Below are 21,741 nucleotides of genomic sequence, written 5' to 3' on the forward strand. Positions count from 1 at the left end.
AAAGGTGCCGAACGCACGTTCGGTTTCTCATTCCTCGCTGACAGCTCCGCCCGAGGCGATGGGTACCGTCGCGGTCACGACGCTTCCCGACCCGTCCGCGGTGTCGCCGACGTCGAGGTCACCTCCAAGACGCCGGATGACCGTGCGGACCAGCCAGAACCCCAGCCCGCTCCCGTGAACGAGCGACGTCTCCTCGCCGTCCCGCAGGACCGCGCGCTCGTGGTCGGGGATGCCGGGGCCGCGGTCGTTCACGGTCAACTCGACCCACTCGCCTCGGCGCGTCGCGGTGACGGTGACCGTCGGACGCTCCCGTTCGGCGTGTTTGACGCCGTTCTCGCACAGTTCTTCGAGAGCGACGCCGAGGCGCGCCGAGACGGGGACGTCGCCGTCGGGCGGACGTTCCACCTGCACCGTCGCGGACGGCCACGCCAGTTCGACCGCCGTCTGCGTCTCCCGGAGCAGCGCCGACAGCGGCGTCGACCGGTCCGGGAACTCCTCGAAGACGCGTTCTATCTCCGCGGCTTTCTCCGCCAGCGACAACCAGTGTTCGACGGTGCGTCCGATCACCTGCGCCGCCGCCGCCACCGTTTCGTCCTCGTGTCGGGCGAGGGTCCTCGCGTGCCCGTGCAGGAGGTTCAGGTCGTTGCGGATGTTGTGGCGCAGCACGCGGTTGAGAACCTTCACCTGCTGTTCGCGCCACTTTCGTCTCGTCACGTCGACGTACACCGCGGCCACGCCGACCACCTCGCCGTCGACGCGGCGCGGCGTCGCGCGAACGACGGTTGAGACGACGTTGCCGTCAGCGGTGAGGAAGTCGCGCTCCTCGCGGCCGTACGTTCCCTCCCGGGCGCGTTCGTACCCGCCGCTTCGGTGTCGCTCCGCGGAGTCGGCAGTATAGAACTCCGCGACGCGGCGACCGACCACCTCCTCGCGGACGTAGCCGAGTCGGTCGAGAAATCGCTCGTTGCAGTCCTCCACGACGGGGTGGTCCGCCTCGTCGGGACGCGTCGCGAGCAGCATCACCGGCAGGTGTTCGAAAGGGTCGGACTCCACCTCCTCCGTGAGCCTGCTCGGATCCATCACTTGTCCGGAACAAGACACCTTCGGTATTCAGTCTTTCCTATCGTCTGACGTTAGCGCCGAGCAGTGGGGCGAAACCCGCCGAACGCGGCGAACGGACCGACGGAAGAAACAACCCACGTAGTTTTTAATACCCCAGTGTGTAGCCCCACTCACTGCTACACCCGCGGGTAAGTGTGACGGCGCCGGGCCGTCGCACGCGGGGCCGACGACCGACGTGCTGTAAGATGCCGGGGCCGTTCAGTCCCGTGACGCGGACGCGCCGATTCGCGGCGCGCCCGGGAACCGGCGGGGCGTTTGAGTGAGCACTCTCGCCACAGTTGTGGCTTTCAATGCTCGGAAAACCATGGAAATCGAAATTGCAACCATAGGCGGATACGAAGAAGTCGGTCGCCAGATGACGGCGGTACGCGCGGGCGACGACGTCGTCATCTTCGACATGGGCCTGAACCTGAGTCAGGTCCTCATCCACGACAACGTGGAGACCGAAAAGATGCACAGCCTCGACCTGATAGACATGGGCGCCATCCCGGACGACCGGGTCATGTCCGACCTCGAAGGGGACGTGAAGGCCATCGTGCCGACGCACGGCCACCTCGACCACATCGGCGCCATCTCGAAACTCGCCCACCGCTACGACGCGCCCGTCGTGGCGTCCCCGTTCACCATCGAACTGGTGAAACAGCAGGTCGAAGGCGAGAACAAGTTCAACGTCGACAACGACCTGGTGAAGATGAGCGCCGGGGAGACGATGTCCATCGGGGACTCGGGCAACGTCGAGATGGAGTTCGTCCACGTCACACACTCCATCATCGACGCCATCAACCCCGTCATCCACACGCCGGAGGGCGCCATCGTCTACGGCCTCGACAAACGCATGGACCACTCGCCGGTCCTCGAAGACCCCATCGACATGGAGCGCTTCCGAGAGATCGGTCGTGAGGGCAACGGCGTCCTCTGTTACATCGAGGACTGCACGAACGCCGGCCGGAAGGGACGCACCCCCTCCGAGTCCGTCGCGCGCCGCCACCTGAAAGACGTGATGACGTCCGTCGAAGACTACGACGGCGGCATCGTGGCGACGACGTTCTCCTCGCACATCTCCCGTGTCTCCTCGCTCGTCGAGTTCGCCAAGGACATCGGCCGACAACCCGTCCTCCTCGGGCGGTCGATGGAGAAGTACTCCGGTACCGCAGAGCGACTCGGCTTCGTCGACATCCCCGACGACGTGGGGATGTACGGCCACCGCAAGTCCGTCGACCGGACGTTCAAGCGCATCATGAAGGAGGGCAAGGAGAACTACCTCCCCATCGTCACCGGCCACCAGGGCGAACCGCGCGCGATGCTTACCCGGATGGGCCGCGGCGAGACGCCGTACGAACTCGACAACGGTGACAAGGTCATCTTCTCGGCACGGGTCATCCCGGAGCCGACGAACGAGGGCCAGCGCTACCAGTCCGAACGCCTCCTGAAGATGCAGGGCGCGCGCATCTACGACGACATTCACGTGTCGGGCCACCTCCGCGAGGAGGGCCACTACCAGATGCTCGACGCCCTCCAACCGCAGCACGTCATCCCGGCCCACCAGGACCTCAAAGGCTTCGCGCCGTACGTGGACCTCTGTGAGTCTCAGGGGTACGCGCTGGGGCGCGACCTCCACGTGACGCGGAACGGCAACATGATCCAACTGGTGGAGTGAGATGAACTCGGAAGCGACGGAGGAGCGGGTGCTCGACGCCGTCCAGCAGCGTCGGCAGCTCGTCAACGACGCGCTCGACGAGGACGTGCCGATGGCGGAGCCCGAACGGCTGTACGAGGCCACGCGGTACCTCCTGCAGGCGGGCGGCAAGCGGCTCCGCCCGACGGTGACGCTTCTCACCGCCGAGGCGCTCGCGGACGTCGAACCGCTCTCGGAGGAGTACCGGTCGTTCCCGGGCGTCGACGGTACGACGGTCGACGTGATGGCCGCCGCCGTGAGCATCGAGGTCATCCAGTCGTTCACGCTCATCCACGACGACATCATGGACGACGACGACCTCCGTCGCGGCGTCCCCGCGGTGCACAAAGAGTACGACACCGAGACGGCCATCCTCGCCGGCGACACGCTGTACGCGAAGGCGTTCGAGCTGATGACCGACACCGGCGCGGACCCCGCCAACGGCCTCGAAGCCGTCCGACTGCTCGCCACCACCTGCACCAAAATCTGCGAGGGGCAGGCGCTGGACGTGGAGTTCGAGCGCCGGACGGAGGTCGTCCCCGAGGAGTACCTCGACATGGTCGAACTGAAGACCGCGGTGCTGTACGGCGCCGCGACGGCGACGGCCGCGGTGCTGATGGGCGCCGACGACGAGACGGTCGATGCGCTCTACCGCTACGGCATCGACTCGGGCTGCGCCTTCCAGATTCAGGACGACGTGCTCGATTTGACCGTTCCCTCCGAAAAGCTCGGCAAACAGCGCGGGTCGGACCTCATCGAGGACAAGGAGACGCTCATCACCCTCCACGCGCGCCAGCAGGGCGTCGACGTGGACGGACTCGTCGGAGCCGACACCGTCGACGGCGTCACCGAAGCGGAGATAGACGCCGCCGTCGCGGAACTGGACGAGGTCGGTTCCATCGACTACGCCCGCGAGACCGCACAGGAACTCACCGACCGGGCGAAGCGCCACCTCGAAGTCCTCCCGGACAACGAGGCGCACTCGCTTCTCGAAGACATCGCCGACTACCTCATCACCCGCGGCTACTGACGCCCGGACGTGGCGCGGACGCCGCGCCGACTTCTTCGAGGCGTTTTTAGAGTCGCTCTCGGGACGCGCAGTCTCGAAAGCGATATATGCTCCCCGTGCCAACAGTTAACGTACCCCTACCCGTGTGCCCGCGGGGCGGGTGCGGGTCGCGTCGTCACCGGTCGAACGAGGCCGTCCGACCGGAGCGAATGCGGGCGGCGCGCGCGTACCCTAATCCGGGCTTGTTTTTAGGCGGCGGGCGGAAGCGAACGGTAATGGACGACGAGTTACGAGAGCGCGTGGAGCGAGCGGCCGAGAAGCACGCCCTCCTCAACGCGGTCAAGTACGACAGCGACGCCGACGTGGGGGCGGTCATGGGGCCGCTGATGGGCGAGAATCCCGAGTTTCGACCCCACGGCGACGAGATTCCGGGCGTCGTCGGCGGCGTCGTCGGCCGCGTGAACGACCTCCCGCCCGAGGAGAAGCGCGCCCGATTGGAGGAGTTGGCCCCCGAGGAACTCGCGGCGATAGAGGCCGAGGACGAAGGGGACGACCGGACGCTCCCGGACCTGCCGAACGCCGACGACTACGAGGAGGTGCGGATGCGCGCCGCGCCGAACCCGAACGGCCCGTGGCACATCGGCCACGCGCGAATGCCCGCCGTCATCGGCACCTACAAGGAGATATACGACGGGTCGTTCGTCGTCCGCTTCGACGACACCGACCCCGAGACGAAGCGGCCCGATTTGGACGCCTACGACGCCATCTTGGAGGACATCGACTACCTCGGCTTCGAACCGGACGAGGTCATCCGCGCCTCCGACCGCGTGGAGACGTACTACGACCACGCCCGGGAGGTCATCGAGATGGGCGGGGCGTACACCTGCTCCTGTTCGGGCGAGGCGTTCTCCGAGTTGAAGAACGACGGCGAACCCTGCCCGCACCGCGACAAGGACGCCGAGACGACCCGCGAGGAGTTCGAGGCGATGGTCGACGGCGAGTACGCCTCCGGCGAGATGGTCCTGCGGGTGAAGACGGACATCGAACACAAGAACCCCGCCCTGCGCGACTGGGTGGCGTTCCGCATGATAGACACGCCGCACCCGCGCGAGGAGGCGTCCGATTACCGGTGCTGGCCGATGCTGGATTTCCAGTCCGGCGTCGACGACCACCTCACGGGCGTCACGCACATCATCCGCGGCATCGACCTGCAGGATTCGGCCAAACGGCAGCGGTTCCTCTACGACTACTTCGGCTGGGAGTACCCCGAAGTCGTCCACTGGGGGCACGTGCAGGTGGACGCCTACGACGTGAAGATGTCCACCTCTACCATCAAGGCGAAAATCGACGCGGGCGAACTCGACGGCTGGGACGACCCGCGCGCACCGACCATCAAGAGCCTCCGACGCCGGGGAATTCGGGGGTCGGCCATCGTGGACGCGATGCTCGAACTCGGCACCTCCACCTCCGACGTGGACCTGTCGATGACGGCCATCTACTCGAACAACCGCGACATCGTCGACGACGAGGCGGCCCGCTACTTCCTCGTCCGCGAGGGAGAGCGATTCGCCGTCGAGGGCGGCCCCGAGGCGGGCCACCCGGCGATTCACCCCGACCACGAGGACCGGGGAGACCGGACCGTCCCGGCAGCAGACGGCGTCGTCGTCGAACCCGACGACGTCCCCGCAGAGGGCGAACGCGTCTGGCTGAAGGGGTTCGGTTGCGTCCGCCGCGAGGGCGACTCCCTCGTCCACACCGACGACTCCATCGAAGCGGTCCGCTCGGGCGACGTGGACGTGATCCACTGGGCGCCCGCCGAGGACAACGTTTCGGTCAGAATGCGGACGATGGAGGGCGACGTGACGGGCGTCGCCGAACCCGACTTCGCCGACGCCGACGCCGACGAGGTGGTGCAGTTCGAGCGACTGGGGTTCGTCCGAGTTGACGGTCAGAACGGGGACGAGTCGGTCGTCTACTGGGCGCACAAGTAGCGAGGCGAACCGATGGGAACCCGCCTCGTCGACCTCACGCGGCGCGTCGAGTCGGGGATGCCGACGTACCCCGGCGACCCGGACGTCGAGATAGCGCCGCACGCGACGCACGACGCGGACGGCTACCGCGTCTCCCGACTCGAACTCGGTACCCACGCGGGAACGCACGTCGACGCCCCGGCGCACACCGAACCAGACGGGGAGACGCTCGGGTCGTTCGACGTCGACCGGTTCCGCTTCGACGCGCGCCTCGTCGACTGTCGCGGCGTCGGCGCGAACGGAGCCGTCGGCCCCGACGCGGTGCCCGAAACGGACGCCGACGCGGGGCGCGAGATGCTCGTCTTTCGCACCGGGTGGGCCGACGAGTGGGGCACCGACCGGATGACCGACCACCCGTATCTCGCCCCCGAGACGGCCGCGCGGTGCGCCGAACGGGGTTACCACGTCGGTACCGACGCGCTGAGCCCCGACCCGACGGGCGGCGGTGGCGGCGAGGGCGAGAGCGGAGACGACGGCGGCGTGCCGGCCCACCGCGCGCTCCTCGGGTCGGGACTGCTGATCGTCGAGAACCTTCGGAACCTCGGGTCGGTCCCCGAGCGCTTCGAGTTGCTGGCGCTTCCCCTGAACGTCGACGCCGACGGCGCGCCGGTCCGGGCCGTAGCCCGAGCATGATCTATCCGAGGTCCGAGACGACGGCGGCCGAGACGAACACGGGGAGCATCGCGACGACGCCGAACGCCGTCGAGACGCCCGCGAACCGGTAGGCCGTCGTCACCCACTCCGCGAGGAGGAACAGCAGTATGGCTGATAGGATCGAGTCGGTTCGATGCGACACGGAGGTGCGTATCTGATCTGTCCCGTAAGCTCTGTCGGACTCGTCCCGAGTTCAGAACAGCACCGCGAGGACGAGGACGACGAGCATGGCGCCCGTGAGGAGCACCTGCATCACCGTCGAGGCGAGGACGGCGGCGGTGGCGTAGAGGGCCGCGCGGGCGCTCTGTTCGGGGTCGTGGTTGCGGACGAACTCCACGATGAACACCGTCGCCGCGATGCCGAGGAGGAAGCCCACCGGCCCCGTGACGAGGAGGAGGACGAGGCCGACGACGACGGCGGCGGTGGTGGTGACCGACGACGCGCCGCCGGCGCGCGCGCCGATTGCGCCGCCGAAGTAGTCGATTATCACCGTGAAGAGACCGATGACGGTGAGCGTCACCAACACCGGGAGCGACGGGTCGGCGTACCCCGTCGACCACCAGTAGAGGTAGACGCCGGCCAGCGAGAGCAACGCGCCCGGAACGAGGGGGAGGACGACGCCGGCGACGCCGACGGCGGCGAGTGCGATGGCGAGGAGCGCGATAACGTCCATACCGGGCGTTCGACCGGCGGTCGGAAATAGGCGCTGGCGCCGCCCGTTCGACGGCGGTCGGTCGACGTAGGTTTATGCGCGCCGCCCCTCTTGACCAACCATGCCGATCGATTCGAACTTCGAGAAGAGTCGCGAGGCGGTAGACGAGGAGGACGGCGTGACCGTCTGGGGTCCGGTGGACCCGCCGGAGAAACTCGGTATCCACGGCACCCACGTCGCCGTGGACTTCGACATCTGCATCGCCGACGGCGCCTGCCTCGAAGACTGCCCGGTCGACGTGTTCTCGTGGGTCGACACGCCCGACCACCCCGAGTCGGAGAAGAAGGTCCAACCCGCCCGCGAGGATCAGTGCATCGACTGCATGCTCTGCGTCGACGTCTGCCCCGTCGACGCCATCGACGTCGACCCCGGCCGCGCGGGCCGGGTCTGAGTTCTCCGCTTCGCTCGCCTCTCCGCTCCGCTCACTTCTCCTCGAACCGCAGCCGCTCCGACGCCGCCGCGTCGACGTCCGCGCCGTACCGTTCGACGACCGAGCCGTAGGCGTCGCCGAGCGCCTTCATCGCGTTCCGCGGCGAGTGGTAGCCGAGTTCGTCGGCCACGTCGGGCCACGGACGACCCTGCAACACCTTCCGCACGAGCAGTCGCTCTTCACCGGGGGTACACGGCGGGTCGTCGTCGTTCAGGGCGCGGAGCGCCAGTCTCCGGAAGGCGTCGGGCGCGGTGACGTACATCCCCGGACCGAACGACGCGCCGACGACGATGCGCCACTCGCGGTCCGAGAGGTCGACGGGCGGGACGGCGCCGCAGGCGCGCACCGCCGCCCGCACCACGTCCGGGTCGGCGTCTCGCAGGGGGTCCGCGAGGACGCCCGAGAGGCGGCCGAGGAACCACTCGGCGTGCCTGTCGCGGAGTTCGCGACCCGCGTCGGTCAGCGGGTCGAGCATCAGCGCGGAGTACTCCCCGCTGGTGTCGTTGCGGGTCGTCGAGAGGTGGACCGTTCCGTACCCATTGTCGGCCCAGAAGTCGAGCAGTTCGGGCGTCGCGCCGTAGCCGACGCCGAGGTAGTCCACGCCCTCCGCGGCCGCCGCCTTCTCCGCGCGAATCGCGGCGAGCAGTTTCGAGCCGAGACCCGACGACCGGGCGGCGTGGTGCGTGGCGATGCGGACGACGCGGTAGCCGACGGGGACGGCGGCATCCTCGTCCCGGAGTTGGCTCGTGAACACGTCCGGCAGCATGTTGCCCCGCACCCGCGCGCCCTCGTACATCGACCGGCGCGTCTCGGCGTCGAGGCCGCCCTCGCGCGCGAGGAGGGCGACGCTGACGACGTGGCCCTCGTGCGTCAACGCCCGCACGGAGAGGTTCGGCGCGTCCAGGAGGCGGGCCAAATCGTCGGGTTCCGTCCGGTAGTGTGCGAGCACGAGGAGGCCGAACGCCTCGTGCAGGAGGTGGTCGTCGCCCGCGAGTTCGTCCTTCGAGAGCGCGCGGTACTCCGTCGAGGCGGGCGTCGCGTCGGCGACGAGGGGGTCGACGGCGGGCCGGGCGTCCAACAGGAGCGCCCGAAACGACCACGACTCTACCGGGTCGCCGCGGGCGTAGCGGATGGGGTCGTCCATCCGGACGTCCGTCGCCGAGAGGTCGCTTTCGGCCAGTCGGTCGCGGAACCGCACGGAGAAGCCCCGGCCGGCGCCCTCGTAGCCGTGAACGGTCGTGAAGAATCCGACCGACGGCGCGTCGAGAAAGGACGAAAGGAGGCGGACCGGGAGCGCCGCCGCCTCGTCGACGAGGACGACGTCCGGGTCCTCGGGGAGCGTCGCCGCCGTCGGCGCGCCCGCGAAGCGCACCCGGCCGCTGTCGACGGCGCGGACGACGTGCGCCTCCTCGTCGTGCGACTCGAGCGACCCCGTCTCGGCCAGGAGCGCGGAAGACCGGACGAACGCCTCGCGCGCGTTGCCGTAGCCGGGGGCGGTCACCAGCACGTCCTTCCCCGCGGCGGCGAGGCTTCCGGCGGCGAGGCCGGCGGCGCTGGATTTCCCCCGCCCCCTGTCCGCCTCGACGACCACCGCTTCGCCGTCGCCGCGGAGGCGTTCGAGCGTCGAGAGCGCGCGCGACTGGTCGGCCGTGAGACAGGCCTCGTAGGCGGCACGAGGGAACGAGTGCGTCCGCGGCGGCGTCGGAGGGCGGCGGCCGTGCCCGCGACCATCGGCGTCAGCGGTGTCGTCAGCGTCGTCGGTGTCGCCGATGGCGACGTCCTCGTCGCCGGCCGCCGCCCCGCCGTCTGCCCCGTCGCGTTCGACCGTTCCGGATTCGAGGTCCGCGACGGCGACGCCGGGGTGGGTCCGGAGCGTCTCGGCGAGTCGCGCGCGGAAGCGCCCGCCCACGTCGGCCCGGGAGAACGGCGGGACGGCCAGCGACTCCTCGAAGGAGCCGTCGGTCTCGGACCACGAATCGAGCGGCGGCGTCAGGAGGACGAACAGGCCGCCGCCGTCGACGACGCCCGCGAGGCGGCCGACGACGTTCGGCGAGAACTCCTCGTGGGCGTCGCAGACGACGACCGTTCGGGTGGTGCCGAGGAGGTTCCCGGCGTGCTTCGGGCGGACGCGCTCGAATCGGAAGCCCTCGCGGGCGGTGACGAACGCCACCTCGTCGTCGGGCGCGTCCGCGCCCGCCACTGCGTCGAAGGCGGCGTCGAGGTCGGCGTCGCGGGGGCCGGCGAGGACGAGGAGTCGGCGCTGGTTCGTCCGCCGCGCCGCCGTCCGGAGGGTACGGGCGAGAGCCGCGATATCCATGCCCGCCGTTTCCGGAGGCGTCGTAAGGAATGTTCCGCTCGCGACCGGCGACCGGAGAACGTTCGAACGCCGTGAATGTGCCGATAACGGCCGTGCGGACGGGTGACACGCCAGGGGAGCATTGAAAGCGTTTTTATGGGGTCCTGAGCTAACTGACTGTACAGCCTGCCCGGGGTTGATGAACGCTCCTCGCCGAGAGGGAACGACCGCGACCAGCAGTGGTCCGCCGGCGAGGATGTCGAGCCCGCGAGCAGGAACCAGGTGAACAACATGGCAGTATACGTAGAATTCGACGTCCCAGCCGACCTCGCAGAGGACGCCCTCGAGGCGCTCGAGGTCGCACGAGACACAGGCACGGTAAAGAAAGGTACGAACGAGACGACCAAGTCCGTCGAGCGCGGCAACGCCGAACTCGTCCTCGTCGCCGAGGACGTCTCGCCCGAAGAGATCGTGATGCACCTCCCCGAACTCGCCGAGGAGAAGGGCATCCCGTACATCTTCATCGAGACGCAGGACGAAGTCGGCCACGCGGCCGGTCTCGAAGTCGGCTCCGCCGCCGCCGCCATCATCGACGCCGGCGAGGCGCAGGAGCAGGTCGAAGACATCGCCGCGAAGGTCGAGGAACTTCAGTAATCGACCATGAGCGCAGAAGAGACCGCCAGCGACTCGACGTCCGCGGAAGTCATCGAGATCGTTGGCAAGACCGGGATGCACGGCGAGGCCATGCAGGTCAAGTGCCGCATCCGCGAGGGCTCCAACCAGGGCCGCATCATCACGCGGAACGTGCTGGGCCCCGTCCGCGAGGGCGACATCCTCCAGTTACGTGAAACCCAGCGTGACGCGGACTCCATCGGAGGTCAGTAACCAATGGTAGAGACGCGAACCTGCGATTACACGGGTGAACAGATCGAGCCCGGAACGGGCACGATGTACGTCCGAAACGACGGCACCATCCTCCACTTCAAGGACTCGAAGGCCGAGAAGAACTACTTCCTCGGCCGCGAAGCGCGTGACCTCGAGTGGACCGCCGAAGGACAGGCCGCCAGCGGTCCCACGGAGGGGAGCGACGAGTGAGCCACCACGACGAGCGCACGTTCGTGATGGTCAAGCCCGACGGCGTCCAGCGCGGACTCGTGGGCGACATCGTCTCCCGCTTCGAGGAGCGCGGGTTGAAACTGGTCGCCGGCAAGTTCATGCAGATCGACCGCGACCTCGCCGAGGAGCACTACGGCGAGCACGAGGACAAGCCGTTCTTCGACGGCCTCGTCGAGTTCATCACGTCCGGCCCCGTCTTCGCGATGGTCTGGCAGGGCGCCGACGCGACTCGACAGGTCCGCGCGATGGTCGGCGAGACCGACCCCGCCGAGTCCGCGCCCGGCACCATCCGCGGCGACTACGGACTCGACCTCGGCCGCAACGTCATCCACGCCTCGGACCACGAGGACGAAGGCTCCAACGAACGCGAGATAGACCTCTTCTTCGACGACGACGAACTCGTCGACTACGACCGCGTCGACGAGACGTGGCTGTACGAAGAAGAAGACCACTGAACCGCTGAACGGGCCCGACGAGCGCCGACGGCGCTCGAACGGACGATCGGCCGCACGCCGTCTTTTCGTTTTTCTCGCATTCGCCAGCGGCGCTGACAGTCCGTCCCACCGCGAGCAACCGCTATATCGACCGTGAGCCAACGACACGCATGGATCTCGAACTCCTCCTGTGGCTCCTCGGGGCGTTCTTCCTCGCGGCGGCGGTGTTCGGCGTCGGCCTCCTCGCCGTGACGGCGTGGACCGCGACGCGCGTCGTCGACCGCCTATTCGTCGCCGTCGCCCCCGTCCGCACCGGGACCCCGGCGTCGGTACGCGACGTGGAGACGCGAGTGGGTGCGCTCGCGGCCTCGCCGCACGTCGACTCGGGCGTCGTCCGCGCCGTCGTTCCCGAGTCCCGCCGCGGGCGCGGCCGACTGCACCGCCGCCTCCGACGGACGCCGGGCGTCCGCTTCGACGTGGCGCTCCCCTTGGAGGGCCGCGCGGCGACGTTGCCCGTCTGGACGCCGGTGCCGACGCGGCTGACCGGACGAACGGAGTTCGAGCGGGTCGCCGCCGCCTGCGGCGTCGCTCCGGAGCGAATCTCCGACGCGGTGGGCGAGGAGGTGGCGGTGCGCCGCGTCGGCGACGAATGGGCGGTCGGCCCCGCGCCGGCGACGGCGCAGTAACGGGCGTCGGAGCCGACCGTTCGCGCGTCCTCGACGCGGACCGGTTCTGACGCCGTCGCTTCCGGTCGACGTCGCCGCCGAAGCGCTCTCGTCCCCGGACGGACTATCCGGCGACGATGTTCGACGCGTGGCGCGAACGCGCAGAGGAACTGGAGCGGGAGGTGTACGCTCTCGCCCTCGCCGCGCGGGACGACCGGACGCCAGCGCGCGCGAAGGCAATCGTCGTCCTCGTCGTCGCCTACGCCCTGAGTCCGGTCGACCCGATTCCCGACTTCCTGCCCGTGGTCGGCTACCTCGACGAGTTGCTCGTCCTGCCGCTGGGCGTCGCGGCGGCGCTTCGATTGACGCCGAACGAGGTGGTGCGCGAGTGCCGGGCGCGCGCCGACGAGGACGTCGACGCCGGCCGGGCGAGGTGGGTGGTCGCCGCCGTCGTCCTCCTGACGTGGCTGGTCGGCGGCGCTCTCTTCCTGCGGGCGTTCGTCGGGTGGCCGTGACGCACCCCGGAACGCGGTGCGGCGGCTACGGCGGTTCGAGCAGCGTCGACACGCGCGCGTTCTCCTTCAGTCGGAGGCCGCCGGTCGGCACCGACAGCGGCACGGTCCCTACCGAGTCGGTGAACAGCGTCGGGTGCGAGCCGCCGCGTTCGCGCAGTTCGGTCCGCGGTTGGAGGACGAGGGGGTCGCCCTCGGTCAGCGTCTCGTTGTACGAGAGGAGGTACGTCCCTTCCTCTAAGTTCCACCAGCCGTAGTCGTCCTCGGAGTTCCGTTTCTCCGTCTCTACGGGCGAGGAGGCGGCGTCGGTCAGTTCGCCGCCGCCGAAGTCGATGCGGCCGGGTTCGTCGACGGAGCGAATCTCCGCGACGGTGAGGTCGACGCCGCGCTCTGCGACCTGCGTGTCCGCGTGGACGATGCCGTCGAGTCGGTCGGCGAGCGAATCGCTCATGGCGGGTGTTGAGTCGCAATCGCCGAAAAAGGTCCGGGCGGTCCTCGCGACTCCGCGGTTCCGCGATTCAGTCCGCCTTCGGCGTCGGCGCGGTGACGTCTATCTCGCCGGCGTCGAGTTCGGCCTCGATTTCGCGGGCGGCCGTCACCATGTTCTCCATCTTCTGGTAGGCGACCTCTCGGGGCAGGAGTTTCACGCCGCAGTCCGGGGAGACGGTGAGTCGCTCCGGCGGAACGACCTTGAGTCCCTCCAGGATGTTCTCCTTTATCTCCTCGACGGACTCGACTTCGGCGGTGTGGACGTCGACGACGCCGAGCGCGAGGTCCGGTTCGAACTCGGGGTCGGTGAACACGTCTATCTGCTCGTAGCCGCCGTTGCAGAGTTCCACGTCGAACTCGTCGATGGGGAACTCGTTTATCTCGGGGTAGATGCGCGAGTAGTCGCCGTAGCAGACGTGCAGACCGATGCGCACGTCCTCGGGGATGCCGTCGACGATGCGTTCGAGACACTCGCCGACGATGGCGTGGTCGTCCGGCGTCGTGGCGAGGGCGGGTTCGTCTATCTGGACGTACTTCGCGCCCGCCTCGACCAACTTCTCGACCTCCTGATTGACGAGGTCCGCGAGGTCGTACGCGAGGTCCGCCTCCGTGTCGTAGGCCTCGTTGAACGACCAGCGGGCGAGCGTGTACGGTCCCGTGATGGGAACCTTCACGGGCCGTTCGGCGACGTCGGAGGTGAACTCGAACTCATCAACCAACCAGGGTTCGTCGTACTCGACTTCGCTGGCGACGGAGGGCTTGTTGAAGTAGTTGTGCCCCCACACCTTGACCGGACCGTTGAACTCGTAGCCGGGGATGCGGTGGGCGAAGTACTCGACCATCTCCTCGCGGCGCATCTCGCCGTCGACGATGGTGTCGAGGCCGGCGTTCTCGTGTTCGTGCGTGATGACGCGGGCGGCGTCGTCGTACGCCTCCTCCAGGTCGTCGCCGTCGAACTTCGACTCGTCGTCCTCGGCGAGTTCCTTCGAGCGGTTGAGCCACTTCGGCTTCGGGTAACTCCCGACGACGGTGGTCAGGAGGAAGTGGTCGGTCTCCAGTCCGTTCGGGCGGAACTGCTCGCGGTTCTCGGCGTTCCGGGACATTACGCCTCCACCTCCGATTCGAGGTCGGCGGCCGCAGCCAACGCCTCGAGTTTCTCCTTGTGCTTGTTCACGGGCAGGTAGAACGGTTCGGTGTTGGTCGTCACGTAGGCGGTGTCGAACTCCGAGGCCTGAATCTGGCCGTTCACCCAGTCGACGCGTTCGCGGACGGTCTCTGGCTCTTCGACCAAGGTGTTCTGGCCGTCGGCGAGGCCGAGGGCCACGTCGTCTTTCGCGCCGTACTCGTTGAGGTTGTACAGCGTCTCCTCCCGGCCGCCGGCGACGAAGTCGAAGCCGATGGCCTCCACGTCGGCGTCCATCAGGTGCGCGTACGTCTTCTCGTCGATGGCGCCCCAGTAGGTGTGGACGACCACGTCGGCGTCCGTCGCGCCCGCGACGGCGTCGATGGTCTCGGGGACGAGTTCCGCGAGGTCCTCGTCCGGCGCGTCGGTCACGAGCGAGGGGTCGAGGAGGAACAGCGTCTCGTGTTCGGGGAACGCCTCCACCTCGCCGGCGAGGAAGTCGCCGACGGCCGAGAGGAACTCCGCCTCGTCGCCGTAGTGCTCGTCGCTCGCGAGTTCGGCCAGCGAGTACGGGCCGGGGAGGACGGCCTGTAGGGGCGTCTCGCCCGCGAGGTCGGCCGCCGCCTCCAGTTCCGCGGCCACGTCGCCGGAGAAGTCGAGTTCGCCGACGACGCGGGGGTCGCGGTAGAAGTTGTTGTTGTCGTAGTAGCGGACGATGCCGCCCGTCTCGACGTTGTCGTGGACGGTCAGCGGGTGCGCGAGCATGTCGTCCCAGCGGAGTTGCCCCTCGACCACCCGGTCGAGGCCCGCGTCGAGTTGGTCCGAGACGACTTCCTCGCGCGCCTCCTCGTAGACGCTACCGATAGCGCCCGACTCGTCGCCGGAGATGAGGTCGTCCTTCTGGTGCCCTTTGAGGTCTGAGAGGTCCGACTTCGCCCAGTCCGGGAGAGGAAACAGCCCGGGCGAGGTCGCTACCAGTTCGGTCATCACGCACGGCTACGAAATGCCGACGCTTAATATTTGCTGATGCGTTCTATTACTGCTGATTATGGGCCAGTTCGAGGATGGAGAGCACCTCGAACGGGTAGGACTCCTGGACCACCGTCTCGTGGTCGAACCCGCGCAACTCGACGCGCGCGACGACTTCGTCGTAGCCGGTGAGCGAACTGACGAGGAGGAGGACGCGCCCGCCGCCGGCGAGGACGCGCCCCACGTCGTCGATGAACGGATTCAGGAGTTTCCGGCCGGTTTCGCCGCCCGAGAGCGCCTGTTCCATCCAGTCGTCCCACTCGTTGTCGGGGTCGGTCGGCAGATAGGGCGGGTTGAACGCCACCGTGTCGAAGGCGTCCGTGCGGAAGGGGTCGACGAGGCTTCCCCGCACCGCCTCGATGCCGAGGTTGCCCTCCGCTTCCGACCGCTCGCCGCGTTCGCGGGCACTCTCGCAGGCGTGCGGGTTCACGTCGCTGGCGACGACCCTCTCGACGTCCGCCTCGCGGGCCGCCCGTTCGGCGACCCACCCCGAACCGGTGCCGACTTCGAGAAACCGACCACTCGCCCGGTCGACGACGGCCTCCGCGAGGAGCGCGGAGTCCTCCGCCGGTTGGTAGACGTCCGTCTCCATCCCCCGACGCTCGGCGAGGTCCCGGCCCGTCACGAGCCCTCACCGTCCGAAGAGTCGCCGTCGGCCGCGTCGTTCTCCTCGCGTCCGTCCCCGCCGTCGGTCGACGCCGTCGAGGGGTTCGGTTCTCGCGGGGCGGCCCCCCGGCCGTCGCCCGAGAGGACGAACCCGTTCTCCTCCGGTCTGGACATGAGTTCGCGTTGCGGGTACGGTATCTTGATACCCTCCGATTCGAACTCCTCCTTTATCGCGGAGATGACCGCCGTCTGCGTCCGCCACTTGCGGCGCGCGCTGGGGCGGTCGATCCAGACGCGGACGCCGAGCACGACGGCCGAGTCGGCGAACCGCTTGAGCACCACCTGCGGCGTCGGAACGCCCAGCGGTTCGTCCAACCGCTCGACGGCTTCGAGCGCCACGTCGGCCGCCCGTTTCGGGTCCGCGTCGTAGTCGGCGCCCACGTCGACCTCGATTCGGAGGCGTCCCTTCCGACTGCGGTTGACGAGGCTCTCGGAGGAGACCACGTCGTTCGGCACCATCACGTACTCGCCGTCGAACGTCTGGATGCGCGTGTTGACGATAGTGATGTCCGTGACGATGCCCTCGTGGTCGCCGACCTCCACCCAGTCTCCTATCTCGAACGGGCGGGAGAACATCAGGACGAACCCGGCCAACAGCGCCCCGAGCGTCTGTCTGGCGGCCATCCCGACGACGATGCCGAGGAAGCCCGCGCCGACGAGGATGCCGCCGAGGTCGACGTTCCAGAGGGCCAGCACCATCGAGACGCCGACGACGTAGAGGAACACCTGCGCGATGCGGTAGGCTATCTCGCGTTGGTGCTGGCTCACCGCGGGCCGGGCCTCCGTCACCTCGTCGACGAGGCGGCGGACGAGGCTCGTCATCGTGTACGCGCCGACGAGGATGAGAATCGAGAGACCGAGGTTGACGAACGACCGATAGCCGAAGTCGTACCCTTCGAACACCTCGGCGACCTGCGTCGCCTGCCCCCAGATGCCGACGATGGCGGCGGCGGCCCCGATGGTCACCGACATCGTCGTCAGCGTCACGAGCAGGCTCCACAGCGCCGCCGGGACGTGTTCGGGGTCGGAGTCGTGGACCCGGTCCCCGCGCGCCAGCAGCGCCGTCACGAGGAAGATGATGACTCCGGTGACCGCCACCCGGCCCGCGAACGACGGCACGAGCGAGGCGAGTTCGTCCAGCGGGGAGACGCCGTTCTGCAACGGGGCGAGGAGGGGCACCGCGCTCATCTATCGGCCGTGTTCGTCGGCGAGCGTCGCCAGCGCGGCGAACTCGCTCGGAGACATCTTCCCCGCGCGCTTCCGGAGCGTCGCCTCGTCGGCGGCGTCGACGACGGCCTCCGGGTCCGACAGCCCGGAGATGTGCGCCGTGTTGCGGATGCCGTTGCGGATAGTCTTCCGCCGCTGGGTGAAAAGCGCCTTCACGAAGTCGAGGAAGAACGACTCGTCGTCGACCTCGTAGTCGGGGTCGCGCGGCGTCACGCGGACGACGACGCTCTCGACGGCCGGCGCGGGCGAGAACGCCCCCTTGGGCACCGTCTCGACCACCTCCACGTCGCCGTAGTGCTGGGCGCTCACCGACAGGCGGCCGTACTCGCTCGTCCCCGACTCGGCGGCCATCCGCTCGCCGAACTCCTTTTGGAACATCAAGACGAGGGGGACGCCCCGCGGGAGCAATCGGAAGGTTATCTCCGAGGAGATGCCGTAGGGGAGATTCGAGACGCAGGCGGTGAACTCGGGGAGGTCGAGTTCCAGTGCGTCGCCCTCGAGGACGGTCAGCCGCCCGTTTTCGACCTCCGCAGCGAACTCCTCGCGGAGGAAGGCGGCGAGGCGGGAGTCGCGTTCGACCACGGTGACGCGGTCGGCGATACGAAGCAGGCGGTCGGTCAGCGCGCCCGTCCCGCCGCCGACTTCGAGCACGTGCGAGGTGTCGGCGTCCTCGGGTAGGTACTCGGGGATGCGCGCTAAGACGCGGTCGTCGACGAGAAAGTGCTGGTCCTGGTTGGGGTCGCCGCGCAGGCCCGCGCGTTCGATGAGTCGGTCCGGGTCGCGCGGCGCGCGCGCCGCGGCCTCGGGCGTGTCCGGCTGCGGCTCGGTCATCGGCCGAGGTTTCGTCCGCGCGGGTGTAAACGTCTCGGCTCGGATTTCAGTCGTCGCGGCCGACGAACGCCTTGTACTTCAGGTCGTCGTCGCGCAGTTCCTCCATGACGCGTTCGACTAACACGTCGTCGGCGTGGTGGAGTCCGGAGACCCGCTCTTCGACGTCCTCGAAGCTCTCGAACGGGCCGCGCTTCCGTTCGTCGAGGATGTTGTTCCGCAGTTTCTTGCCGATACCCGGCAGGAGGTTCAACTGGTGGAGGCGGAGCGTGATGGGCTGGGCGTCGTTGTAGAAGTCGACGAAGCGACGCTCGTTCTCGGTGACCAGGTCCTCGACGACGTACTCCAACTCCGAGTAGGCCGTGTTCGAGAGGTCGTCGTACTCTACCTCGCGGAGTTCTTCGACCGCCTCGCGCTTCTCTGCGGGGAACAACACCACCCTGTCGCCGATGGACGTATCGGAGTCGTCGGTCAGTCGAAGCTCGAAGAGGCGGAAGTTCCGCTCTCCGAGGGCGTACGCCAGCGGCGATTTCTTGTACCGGGGGCGGTCGTCGTCCGGCCGCCCGTGGGGGAGGTGGTCGAGGACGACGGCGTACTGGACCTCCTCCTCGGTCGCGTCGGCGCCGCTCTCGGTCTCGTCGACCGGCGAATCGGGGTCGGCGTCTCCGCTCTCAGCGCTCGTCATGTCATCCGATACGCCGAGGGCGTATTTAAACGGTTGGCCGTTTCGGCGGACGGGCGACGAACGGCGTCGCCCGCCCCCGGAAGCCGTCGTCCGAAAAGGAACCGATCGGTCGCCTCGAAGTCAGACGTACTTCGCGACGACGTTCAACACGTCGTCGAGTTCGTCGCCGCTCAGGGCGTACCGCTCTTGGGCGTAGACGGCGCGGAGTTCGTCCCGGCTCTGGGGCAGGAGGTCCGCGATTTTGAACGCGGTCTTCTCGTCCACCTTCTCCAGTTCGAGGAGTCCCTCGACGAGTTCGCGCGACTCCTCTGCGTCGAGGACGGCGAAGCGGTTGACGTGTTCGATGGCGCGGGCGAGTTCGTAGCGGAGTTCGCGCTCCTCGTCCGCGGCGCGTTCGGCCTCGACCTCTTCGAGGAGGTCTTTGACCTCGCTCGTGGTCTGGTACTCCTCGTGTACCTTCTCTTTGAAGATGGTCATCGCGAGTGGATTACTGCTGGGCGCGCAGGTGGGCGGGGCGGACGACGAGTATCTTGTCCTTGCCGCCGTCGTTGATCTCGACTTTGAACGCGCGGCCCTGCTTGCCGACCACTTCGCCCGTGTGGCCGTTGAAGCGCGGGTGGAAGCGACCCTTGCGCACGCTGGGGTCTATCTTCAGGTGGACCTTCTGGCCGTCGTCGTACTCCTGAATCGCGCGCTGCGGCGGGGAGGTTCCTCGCTCGCGGGGGTTGTTCGAGAGCTTTCCTCGCGTCCCGTGAAGCGGACCGTTTGAACTCGGCATAGTCGTGCAGCAGTCTACTGGTGACGAAGTTATAAAACGCACGTTCCTGTCCGGGCCGTGCGGAGGGCTCACGGGGCGACGTGCGGGCGGCACGGGGACCGAGTGACCGCACCGGGCAGCCGGACGCACAGAAAGCACGGGGGGCGAAGGGGAAGAGTCACGCCCGTCGCCCGAGAGGGACTCGACATGGACGACAGCGACGACCAACGCATCGAGACGCGCGCGATTCACGCCGGGCAGGACCCCGACGAGGAGACGGGCGCGCTGATGACGCCCATCTACGCCAACTCGACGTACGAACAGGACGGACCGGGCGACCACCGCGGTTACGAGTACTCGCGGACGGGCAACCCCACCAGGACGGACCTCGAATCGAACCTCGCCTCCCTGGAGGGCGGGGCGCACGGCCGCGCGTTCTCCTCGGGGATGGGCTCTATCAACACCGTCTTGAACCTCCTCGAAGCGGGCGACCACGTCGTCACCGGCGACGACGTGTACGGCGGCACCCACCGAATCTTCACGCAGGTGTACGAGAAGTTCGACCTCTCGTTCGACTTCGTCGACACCACCGACCACGACGCCGTCGCCGACGCGATGCGCGAGGAGACGGCCCTGCTGTGGGTCGAGACGCCGACGAACCCGCTGATGCGCGTCAACGACATCGGCGCCCTCGCGGACCTCGCCCACGAGTACGACGCGCTCTGCGCCGTCGACAACACGTTCGCCACGCCCTACCTCCAGCGACCGCTCGACTTCGGCGCCGATATCGTGAGCCACTCGCTGACGAAGTACCTCGGCGGCCACTCGGACGTGGTCGGCGGCGCCCTCGTCACCGACGACGCGGACCTCGACGAGGAACTCGGCTTCTACCAGAACTCCGTCGGCGCGACGCCGTCGCCGTTCGACTGCTTTCTCGTCCTCAGGGGGACGAAGACGCTCTCGGTCCGTATGGACCGCCACTGCGAGAACGCCCACGAACTCGCCTCGTGGCTCGAAGGTCACGAGCGCGTCGACAGGGTGTACTACCCCGGTCTGGAGTCGCACCCGCAACACGAACTCGCGGCCGAGCAGATGGACGACTTCGGCGGGATGCTCTCCTTCGAGGTGGACGGGTCGCTGAGTCAGGCCTCCACCGTCGTCTCCGAGACGGAGGTGTTCACGCTCGCGGAGAGTCTCGGCGGCGTCGAGAGCCTCATCGAGCAGCCGGCGGCGATGACGCACGCGGCCATCCCGCGGGAGGAACGCGTCGCGGCCGGCCTCGCCGACGGCCTCGTCCGCGTCTCCGTCGGCATCGAACACGTCGACGACCTGAAGGCGGACCTCGACTCGGCGTTCGACGCCGCGTTCTGAGCGGCTCCGTCGCCCGCTCTCTCCTCAACTGCGACGACTTCGGCGCATCGGAGTTCCCAGCCGACGAGAACGAGAGAAAACGCTACGCTCTTATCGAGCGTCTCTCCGAACATGGTTCAAGGAGTCACCGCGGGGAACAGCAGACGTACCGCCGACGAACAGGCGACGCAGTACGACGTCGAACCCGTCGAGTCGCCGCGGTCCGACGGGGTGCCGAGCCACCTCGGCGAACGGTTCGGGACGGGTCTGTCAGCCGCCATCTTCCTCGGCGCCGTCGTCGGCGTCGCCGTCACGTGGGCCCTCGGAGCGAGCACGCTCCTGCCCCTGTTCGTCGCCCTCGGGCTGGGATTCGCCCTCTCGCCGGTGGCCGGCCTGCTGGCCGTGGAACTGAGCGACTGAAAAATAGGGTCAGAACGGCCGCGGATTGACGCCTCAGATGCGGCCGACGTTCTCGACGGAGACGCTCTCGACGCCCTCGACGCCCGTGAACGCTTCTTCGACGGCCTCGGTGCCGCCGGCGTCGTCGGGGACGATGACCGTCGGGAGAAGCGCGACGAGGCCGAACGCCACGTCGTCGCGCTCGAAGCCGTTTATCTTCGCGCCCTCGGGGAGGGACTCTTCGAGACGCTCTTGAAGCTCGTCGAGGTCCATCTCGGGGCTGTTCGGCATGACCTTCATCTTGGCAGCTACCTTCCCCATCGTTACGGACCCATGAAGCCGCAGTCGGGACACTCGTAGAGGTTGCTCTGCTTTCGGCACTTCGCGCAGCGCGAAATCTCGGTACCGCACTCCGGACAGCTGAACGTCGCGGCGCTCATGCCGGAGATGTTGATGCCGCAGGACACGCACTGTCTGGCGTGTCGCTGCTCGGAGTCGGACTGGCTCATACGATTACCAACCCGTCGGCGACT

28 protein-coding genes are annotated in these 21,741 nt (G+C 68.2%); 13 read left to right on the plus strand and 15 right to left on the minus strand.

What is annotated here, in order from left to right:
- Positions 1–27: 27 nt before the first annotated feature.
- The gene (locus C474_RS00795; protein ID WP_008383012.1) at positions 28–1,080 is read right to left on the minus strand and encodes a sensor histidine kinase; all 1,053 of its coding nucleotides are present in this window, start codon (positions 1,078–1,080) and stop codon (positions 28–30) included.
- A 346-nt stretch (positions 1,081–1,426) separates the two neighbouring features.
- Between C474_RS00795 and C474_RS00800 the strand changes: the two genes are divergently transcribed.
- From C474_RS00800 to C474_RS00815, 4 genes are all read left to right on the plus strand, one after another.
- Positions 1,427–2,779: a ribonuclease J gene (locus tag C474_RS00800; RefSeq protein ID WP_008383014.1), complete on the plus strand. Its 1,353-nt coding sequence runs from the start codon at positions 1,427–1,429 to the stop codon at positions 2,777–2,779.
- Position 2,780: 1 nt separating this feature from the next.
- Positions 2,781–3,827 carry a geranylfarnesyl diphosphate synthase gene (gene idsA3 / locus C474_RS00805; protein ID WP_008383015.1) on the plus strand — a complete coding sequence of 349 codons (1,047 nt, stop codon included), beginning with the start codon at positions 2,781–2,783 and terminating at the stop codon, positions 3,825–3,827.
- Between the two features lie 254 nt (positions 3,828–4,081).
- Entirely contained in the window at positions 4,082–5,797 is a 1,716-nt protein-coding gene (locus C474_RS00810) for a glutamate--tRNA ligase (RefSeq protein ID WP_008383017.1), read from the plus strand.
- Between the two features lie 12 nt (positions 5,798–5,809).
- Positions 5,810–6,469 carry a cyclase family protein gene (locus C474_RS00815; RefSeq protein ID WP_008383018.1) on the plus strand — a complete coding sequence of 220 codons (660 nt, stop codon included), beginning with the start codon at positions 5,810–5,812 and terminating at the stop codon, positions 6,467–6,469.
- A 1-nt stretch (position 6,470) separates the two neighbouring features.
- Here C474_RS00815 and C474_RS22270 read toward each other — a convergent pair whose 3' ends face one another.
- Together C474_RS22270 and C474_RS00820 are read right to left on the minus strand one after the other, a co-directional pair.
- Positions 6,471–6,632 carry a hypothetical protein gene (locus C474_RS22270; RefSeq protein ID WP_160166814.1) on the minus strand — a complete coding sequence of 54 codons (162 nt, stop codon included), beginning with the start codon at positions 6,630–6,632 and terminating at the stop codon, positions 6,471–6,473.
- Between the two features lie 51 nt (positions 6,633–6,683).
- Complete coding sequence (locus tag C474_RS00820; RefSeq protein WP_008383019.1) at positions 6,684–7,163, minus strand: DUF456 domain-containing protein; 480 nt, start codon at positions 7,161–7,163, stop codon at positions 6,684–6,686.
- Between the two features lie 100 nt (positions 7,164–7,263).
- Here C474_RS00820 and C474_RS00825 point away from each other — a divergent pair, with 100 nt between their 5' ends.
- A complete protein-coding gene (locus tag C474_RS00825) occupies positions 7,264–7,593 on the plus strand; it encodes a 4Fe-4S dicluster domain-containing protein (protein ID WP_008383021.1) in 330 nt (109 codons plus the stop codon).
- A gap of 31 nt (positions 7,594–7,624) precedes the next feature.
- On the opposite strand, the gene tmcA is transcribed toward C474_RS00825, so the two are convergent.
- Positions 7,625–9,949: a tRNA(Met) cytidine acetyltransferase TmcA gene (gene tmcA / locus C474_RS00830; protein ID WP_008383023.1), complete on the minus strand. Its 2,325-nt coding sequence runs from the start codon at positions 9,947–9,949 to the stop codon at positions 7,625–7,627.
- A gap of 270 nt (positions 9,950–10,219) precedes the next feature.
- Here tmcA and rpl7ae point away from each other — a divergent pair, with 270 nt between their 5' ends.
- From rpl7ae to C474_RS00860, 6 genes are all read left to right on the plus strand, one after another.
- The gene (gene rpl7ae, locus C474_RS00835; RefSeq protein WP_008383024.1) at positions 10,220–10,582 is read left to right on the plus strand and encodes a 50S ribosomal protein L7Ae; all 363 of its coding nucleotides are present in this window, start codon (positions 10,220–10,222) and stop codon (positions 10,580–10,582) included.
- Positions 10,583–10,588: 6 nt separating this feature from the next.
- Positions 10,589–10,813 carry a 30S ribosomal protein S28e gene (locus C474_RS00840; protein ID WP_006054022.1) on the plus strand — a complete coding sequence of 75 codons (225 nt, stop codon included), beginning with the start codon at positions 10,589–10,591 and terminating at the stop codon, positions 10,811–10,813.
- Positions 10,814–10,816: 3 nt separating this feature from the next.
- Positions 10,817–11,023: a 50S ribosomal protein L24e gene (locus C474_RS00845; RefSeq protein ID WP_008383037.1), complete on the plus strand. Its 207-nt coding sequence runs from the start codon at positions 10,817–10,819 to the stop codon at positions 11,021–11,023.
- Complete coding sequence (ndk, locus tag C474_RS00850; RefSeq protein WP_008383039.1) at positions 11,020–11,499, plus strand: nucleoside-diphosphate kinase; 480 nt, start codon at positions 11,020–11,022, stop codon at positions 11,497–11,499. Before C474_RS00845 ends, ndk begins: the two co-directional genes overlap by 4 nt.
- Positions 11,500–11,648: 149 nt before the next feature.
- On the plus strand, positions 11,649–12,164 hold the full coding sequence (locus tag C474_RS00855) for a hypothetical protein (protein WP_008383041.1): 516 nt from the start codon (positions 11,649–11,651) through the stop codon (positions 12,162–12,164).
- Positions 12,165–12,280: 116 nt separating this feature from the next.
- Positions 12,281–12,658 (plus strand): YkvA family protein, encoded by a 378-nt coding sequence (locus C474_RS00860; protein ID WP_008383042.1) that lies wholly within the window; start codon positions 12,281–12,283, stop codon positions 12,656–12,658.
- A gap of 25 nt (positions 12,659–12,683) precedes the next feature.
- Here the strand turns inward: C474_RS00860 and C474_RS00865 are convergent, their stop codons facing one another.
- From C474_RS00865 to C474_RS00905, 9 genes are all read right to left on the minus strand, one after another.
- Positions 12,684–13,106, minus strand: coding sequence for a dCTP deaminase/dUTPase family protein (locus C474_RS00865; RefSeq protein ID WP_008383044.1), 423 nt, complete (start codon positions 13,104–13,106; stop codon positions 12,684–12,686).
- A 67-nt stretch (positions 13,107–13,173) separates the two neighbouring features.
- The gene (locus C474_RS00870) at positions 13,174–14,247 is read right to left on the minus strand and encodes a methionine synthase (protein WP_008383046.1); all 1,074 of its coding nucleotides are present in this window, start codon (positions 14,245–14,247) and stop codon (positions 13,174–13,176) included.
- On the minus strand, positions 14,247–15,254 hold the full coding sequence (locus C474_RS00875) for a methionine synthase ii (cobalamin-independent) (protein ID WP_008383048.1): 1,008 nt from the start codon (positions 15,252–15,254) through the stop codon (positions 14,247–14,249). Before C474_RS00875 ends, C474_RS00870 begins: the two co-directional genes overlap by 1 nt.
- 49 nt (positions 15,255–15,303) lie before the next feature.
- Positions 15,304–15,921, minus strand: a complete 618-nt coding sequence (locus C474_RS00880) for a HemK2/MTQ2 family protein methyltransferase (protein WP_008383049.1) — start codon at positions 15,919–15,921, stop codon at positions 15,304–15,306.
- Positions 15,918–17,150, minus strand: a complete 1,233-nt coding sequence (locus C474_RS00885; protein ID WP_008383052.1) for a mechanosensitive ion channel family protein — start codon at positions 17,148–17,150, stop codon at positions 15,918–15,920. Before C474_RS00885 ends, C474_RS00880 begins: the two co-directional genes overlap by 4 nt.
- Complete coding sequence (locus tag C474_RS00890) at positions 17,151–18,020, minus strand: 16S ribosomal RNA methyltransferase A (RefSeq protein ID WP_008383054.1); 870 nt, start codon at positions 18,018–18,020, stop codon at positions 17,151–17,153. It lies immediately after the preceding gene.
- A gap of 46 nt (positions 18,021–18,066) precedes the next feature.
- Positions 18,067–18,702 (minus strand): DUF655 domain-containing protein, encoded by a 636-nt coding sequence (locus tag C474_RS00895; RefSeq protein ID WP_008383056.1) that lies wholly within the window; start codon positions 18,700–18,702, stop codon positions 18,067–18,069.
- 120 nt (positions 18,703–18,822) lie between these two features.
- Positions 18,823–19,179 (minus strand): RNA polymerase Rpb4 family protein, encoded by a 357-nt coding sequence (locus tag C474_RS00900; RefSeq protein WP_008383058.1) that lies wholly within the window; start codon positions 19,177–19,179, stop codon positions 18,823–18,825.
- A 10-nt stretch (positions 19,180–19,189) separates the two neighbouring features.
- Positions 19,190–19,480 carry a 50S ribosomal protein L21e gene (locus C474_RS00905; protein WP_008383060.1) on the minus strand — a complete coding sequence of 97 codons (291 nt, stop codon included), beginning with the start codon at positions 19,478–19,480 and terminating at the stop codon, positions 19,190–19,192.
- 186 nt (positions 19,481–19,666) lie between these two features.
- On the opposite strand from C474_RS00905, the gene C474_RS00910 reads away from it, so the two are divergent.
- Together C474_RS00910 and C474_RS00915 are read left to right on the plus strand one after the other, a co-directional pair.
- Positions 19,667–20,830: a cystathionine gamma-synthase gene (locus C474_RS00910; protein ID WP_008383061.1), complete on the plus strand. Its 1,164-nt coding sequence runs from the start codon at positions 19,667–19,669 to the stop codon at positions 20,828–20,830.
- A 111-nt stretch (positions 20,831–20,941) separates the two neighbouring features.
- Complete coding sequence (locus tag C474_RS00915) at positions 20,942–21,229, plus strand: hypothetical protein (RefSeq protein ID WP_008383062.1); 288 nt, start codon at positions 20,942–20,944, stop codon at positions 21,227–21,229.
- 33 nt (positions 21,230–21,262) lie between these two features.
- On the opposite strand, the gene C474_RS00920 is transcribed toward C474_RS00915, so the two are convergent.
- Positions 21,263–21,529: an elongation factor 1-beta gene (locus C474_RS00920; RefSeq protein ID WP_008383063.1), complete on the minus strand. Its 267-nt coding sequence runs from the start codon at positions 21,527–21,529 to the stop codon at positions 21,263–21,265.
- A 2-nt stretch (positions 21,530–21,531) separates the two neighbouring features.
- On the minus strand, positions 21,532–21,717 hold the full coding sequence (locus C474_RS00925; protein ID WP_008383064.1) for an HVO_2753 family zinc finger protein: 186 nt from the start codon (positions 21,715–21,717) through the stop codon (positions 21,532–21,534).
- Between the last annotated feature and the right edge of the window lie 24 nt (positions 21,718–21,741).

The sequence above is a fragment of the Halogeometricum pallidum JCM 14848 genome (assembly GCF_000337095.1).
In the GTDB taxonomy this organism is placed as follows: domain Archaea; phylum Halobacteriota; class Halobacteria; order Halobacteriales; family Haloferacaceae; genus Halogeometricum; species Halogeometricum pallidum.

Coding starts and splice junctions, on each gene's coding strand:
- C474_RS00795 (WP_008383012.1), bottom strand. CDS start 1,080: ATGGATCCGAGCAGGCTCACGGAGGAGGTGGAGTCCGACCCTTTCGAA.
- C474_RS00800 (WP_008383014.1), top strand. CDS start 1,427: ATGGAAATCGAAATTGCAACCATAGGCGGATACGAAGAAGTCGGTCGC.
- idsA3 (WP_008383015.1), top strand. CDS start 2,781: ATGAACTCGGAAGCGACGGAGGAGCGGGTGCTCGACGCCGTCCAGCAG.
- C474_RS00810 (WP_008383017.1), top strand. CDS start 4,082: ATGGACGACGAGTTACGAGAGCGCGTGGAGCGAGCGGCCGAGAAGCAC.
- C474_RS00815 (WP_008383018.1), top strand. CDS start 5,810: ATGGGAACCCGCCTCGTCGACCTCACGCGGCGCGTCGAGTCGGGGATG.
- C474_RS00820 (WP_008383019.1), bottom strand. CDS start 7,163: ATGGACGTTATCGCGCTCCTCGCCATCGCACTCGCCGCCGTCGGCGTC.
- C474_RS00825 (WP_008383021.1), top strand. CDS start 7,264: ATGCCGATCGATTCGAACTTCGAGAAGAGTCGCGAGGCGGTAGACGAG.
- tmcA (WP_008383023.1), bottom strand. CDS start 9,949: ATGGATATCGCGGCTCTCGCCCGTACCCTCCGGACGGCGGCGCGGCGG.
- rpl7ae (WP_008383024.1), top strand. CDS start 10,220: ATGGCAGTATACGTAGAATTCGACGTCCCAGCCGACCTCGCAGAGGAC.
- C474_RS00840 (WP_006054022.1), top strand. CDS start 10,589: ATGAGCGCAGAAGAGACCGCCAGCGACTCGACGTCCGCGGAAGTCATC.
- C474_RS00845 (WP_008383037.1), top strand. CDS start 10,817: ATGGTAGAGACGCGAACCTGCGATTACACGGGTGAACAGATCGAGCCC.
- C474_RS00855 (WP_008383041.1), top strand. CDS start 11,649: ATGGATCTCGAACTCCTCCTGTGGCTCCTCGGGGCGTTCTTCCTCGCG.
- C474_RS00860 (WP_008383042.1), top strand. CDS start 12,281: ATGTTCGACGCGTGGCGCGAACGCGCAGAGGAACTGGAGCGGGAGGTG.
- C474_RS00865 (WP_008383044.1), bottom strand. CDS start 13,106: ATGAGCGATTCGCTCGCCGACCGACTCGACGGCATCGTCCACGCGGAC.
- C474_RS00870 (WP_008383046.1), bottom strand. CDS start 14,247: ATGTCCCGGAACGCCGAGAACCGCGAGCAGTTCCGCCCGAACGGACTG.
- C474_RS00875 (WP_008383048.1), bottom strand. CDS start 15,254: ATGACCGAACTGGTAGCGACCTCGCCCGGGCTGTTTCCTCTCCCGGAC.
- C474_RS00885 (WP_008383052.1), bottom strand. CDS start 17,150: ATGAGCGCGGTGCCCCTCCTCGCCCCGTTGCAGAACGGCGTCTCCCCG.
- C474_RS00890 (WP_008383054.1), bottom strand. CDS start 18,020: ATGACCGAGCCGCAGCCGGACACGCCCGAGGCCGCGGCGCGCGCGCCG.
- C474_RS00895 (WP_008383056.1), bottom strand. CDS start 18,702: ATGACGAGCGCTGAGAGCGGAGACGCCGACCCCGATTCGCCGGTCGAC.
- C474_RS00900 (WP_008383058.1), bottom strand. CDS start 19,179: ATGACCATCTTCAAAGAGAAGGTACACGAGGAGTACCAGACCACGAGC.
- C474_RS00905 (WP_008383060.1), bottom strand. CDS start 19,480: ATGCCGAGTTCAAACGGTCCGCTTCACGGGACGCGAGGAAAGCTCTCG.
- C474_RS00910 (WP_008383061.1), top strand. CDS start 19,667: ATGGACGACAGCGACGACCAACGCATCGAGACGCGCGCGATTCACGCC.
- C474_RS00915 (WP_008383062.1), top strand. CDS start 20,942: ATGGTTCAAGGAGTCACCGCGGGGAACAGCAGACGTACCGCCGACGAA.
- C474_RS00920 (WP_008383063.1), bottom strand. CDS start 21,529: ATGGGGAAGGTAGCTGCCAAGATGAAGGTCATGCCGAACAGCCCCGAG.
- C474_RS00925 (WP_008383064.1), bottom strand. CDS start 21,717: ATGAGCCAGTCCGACTCCGAGCAGCGACACGCCAGACAGTGCGTGTCC.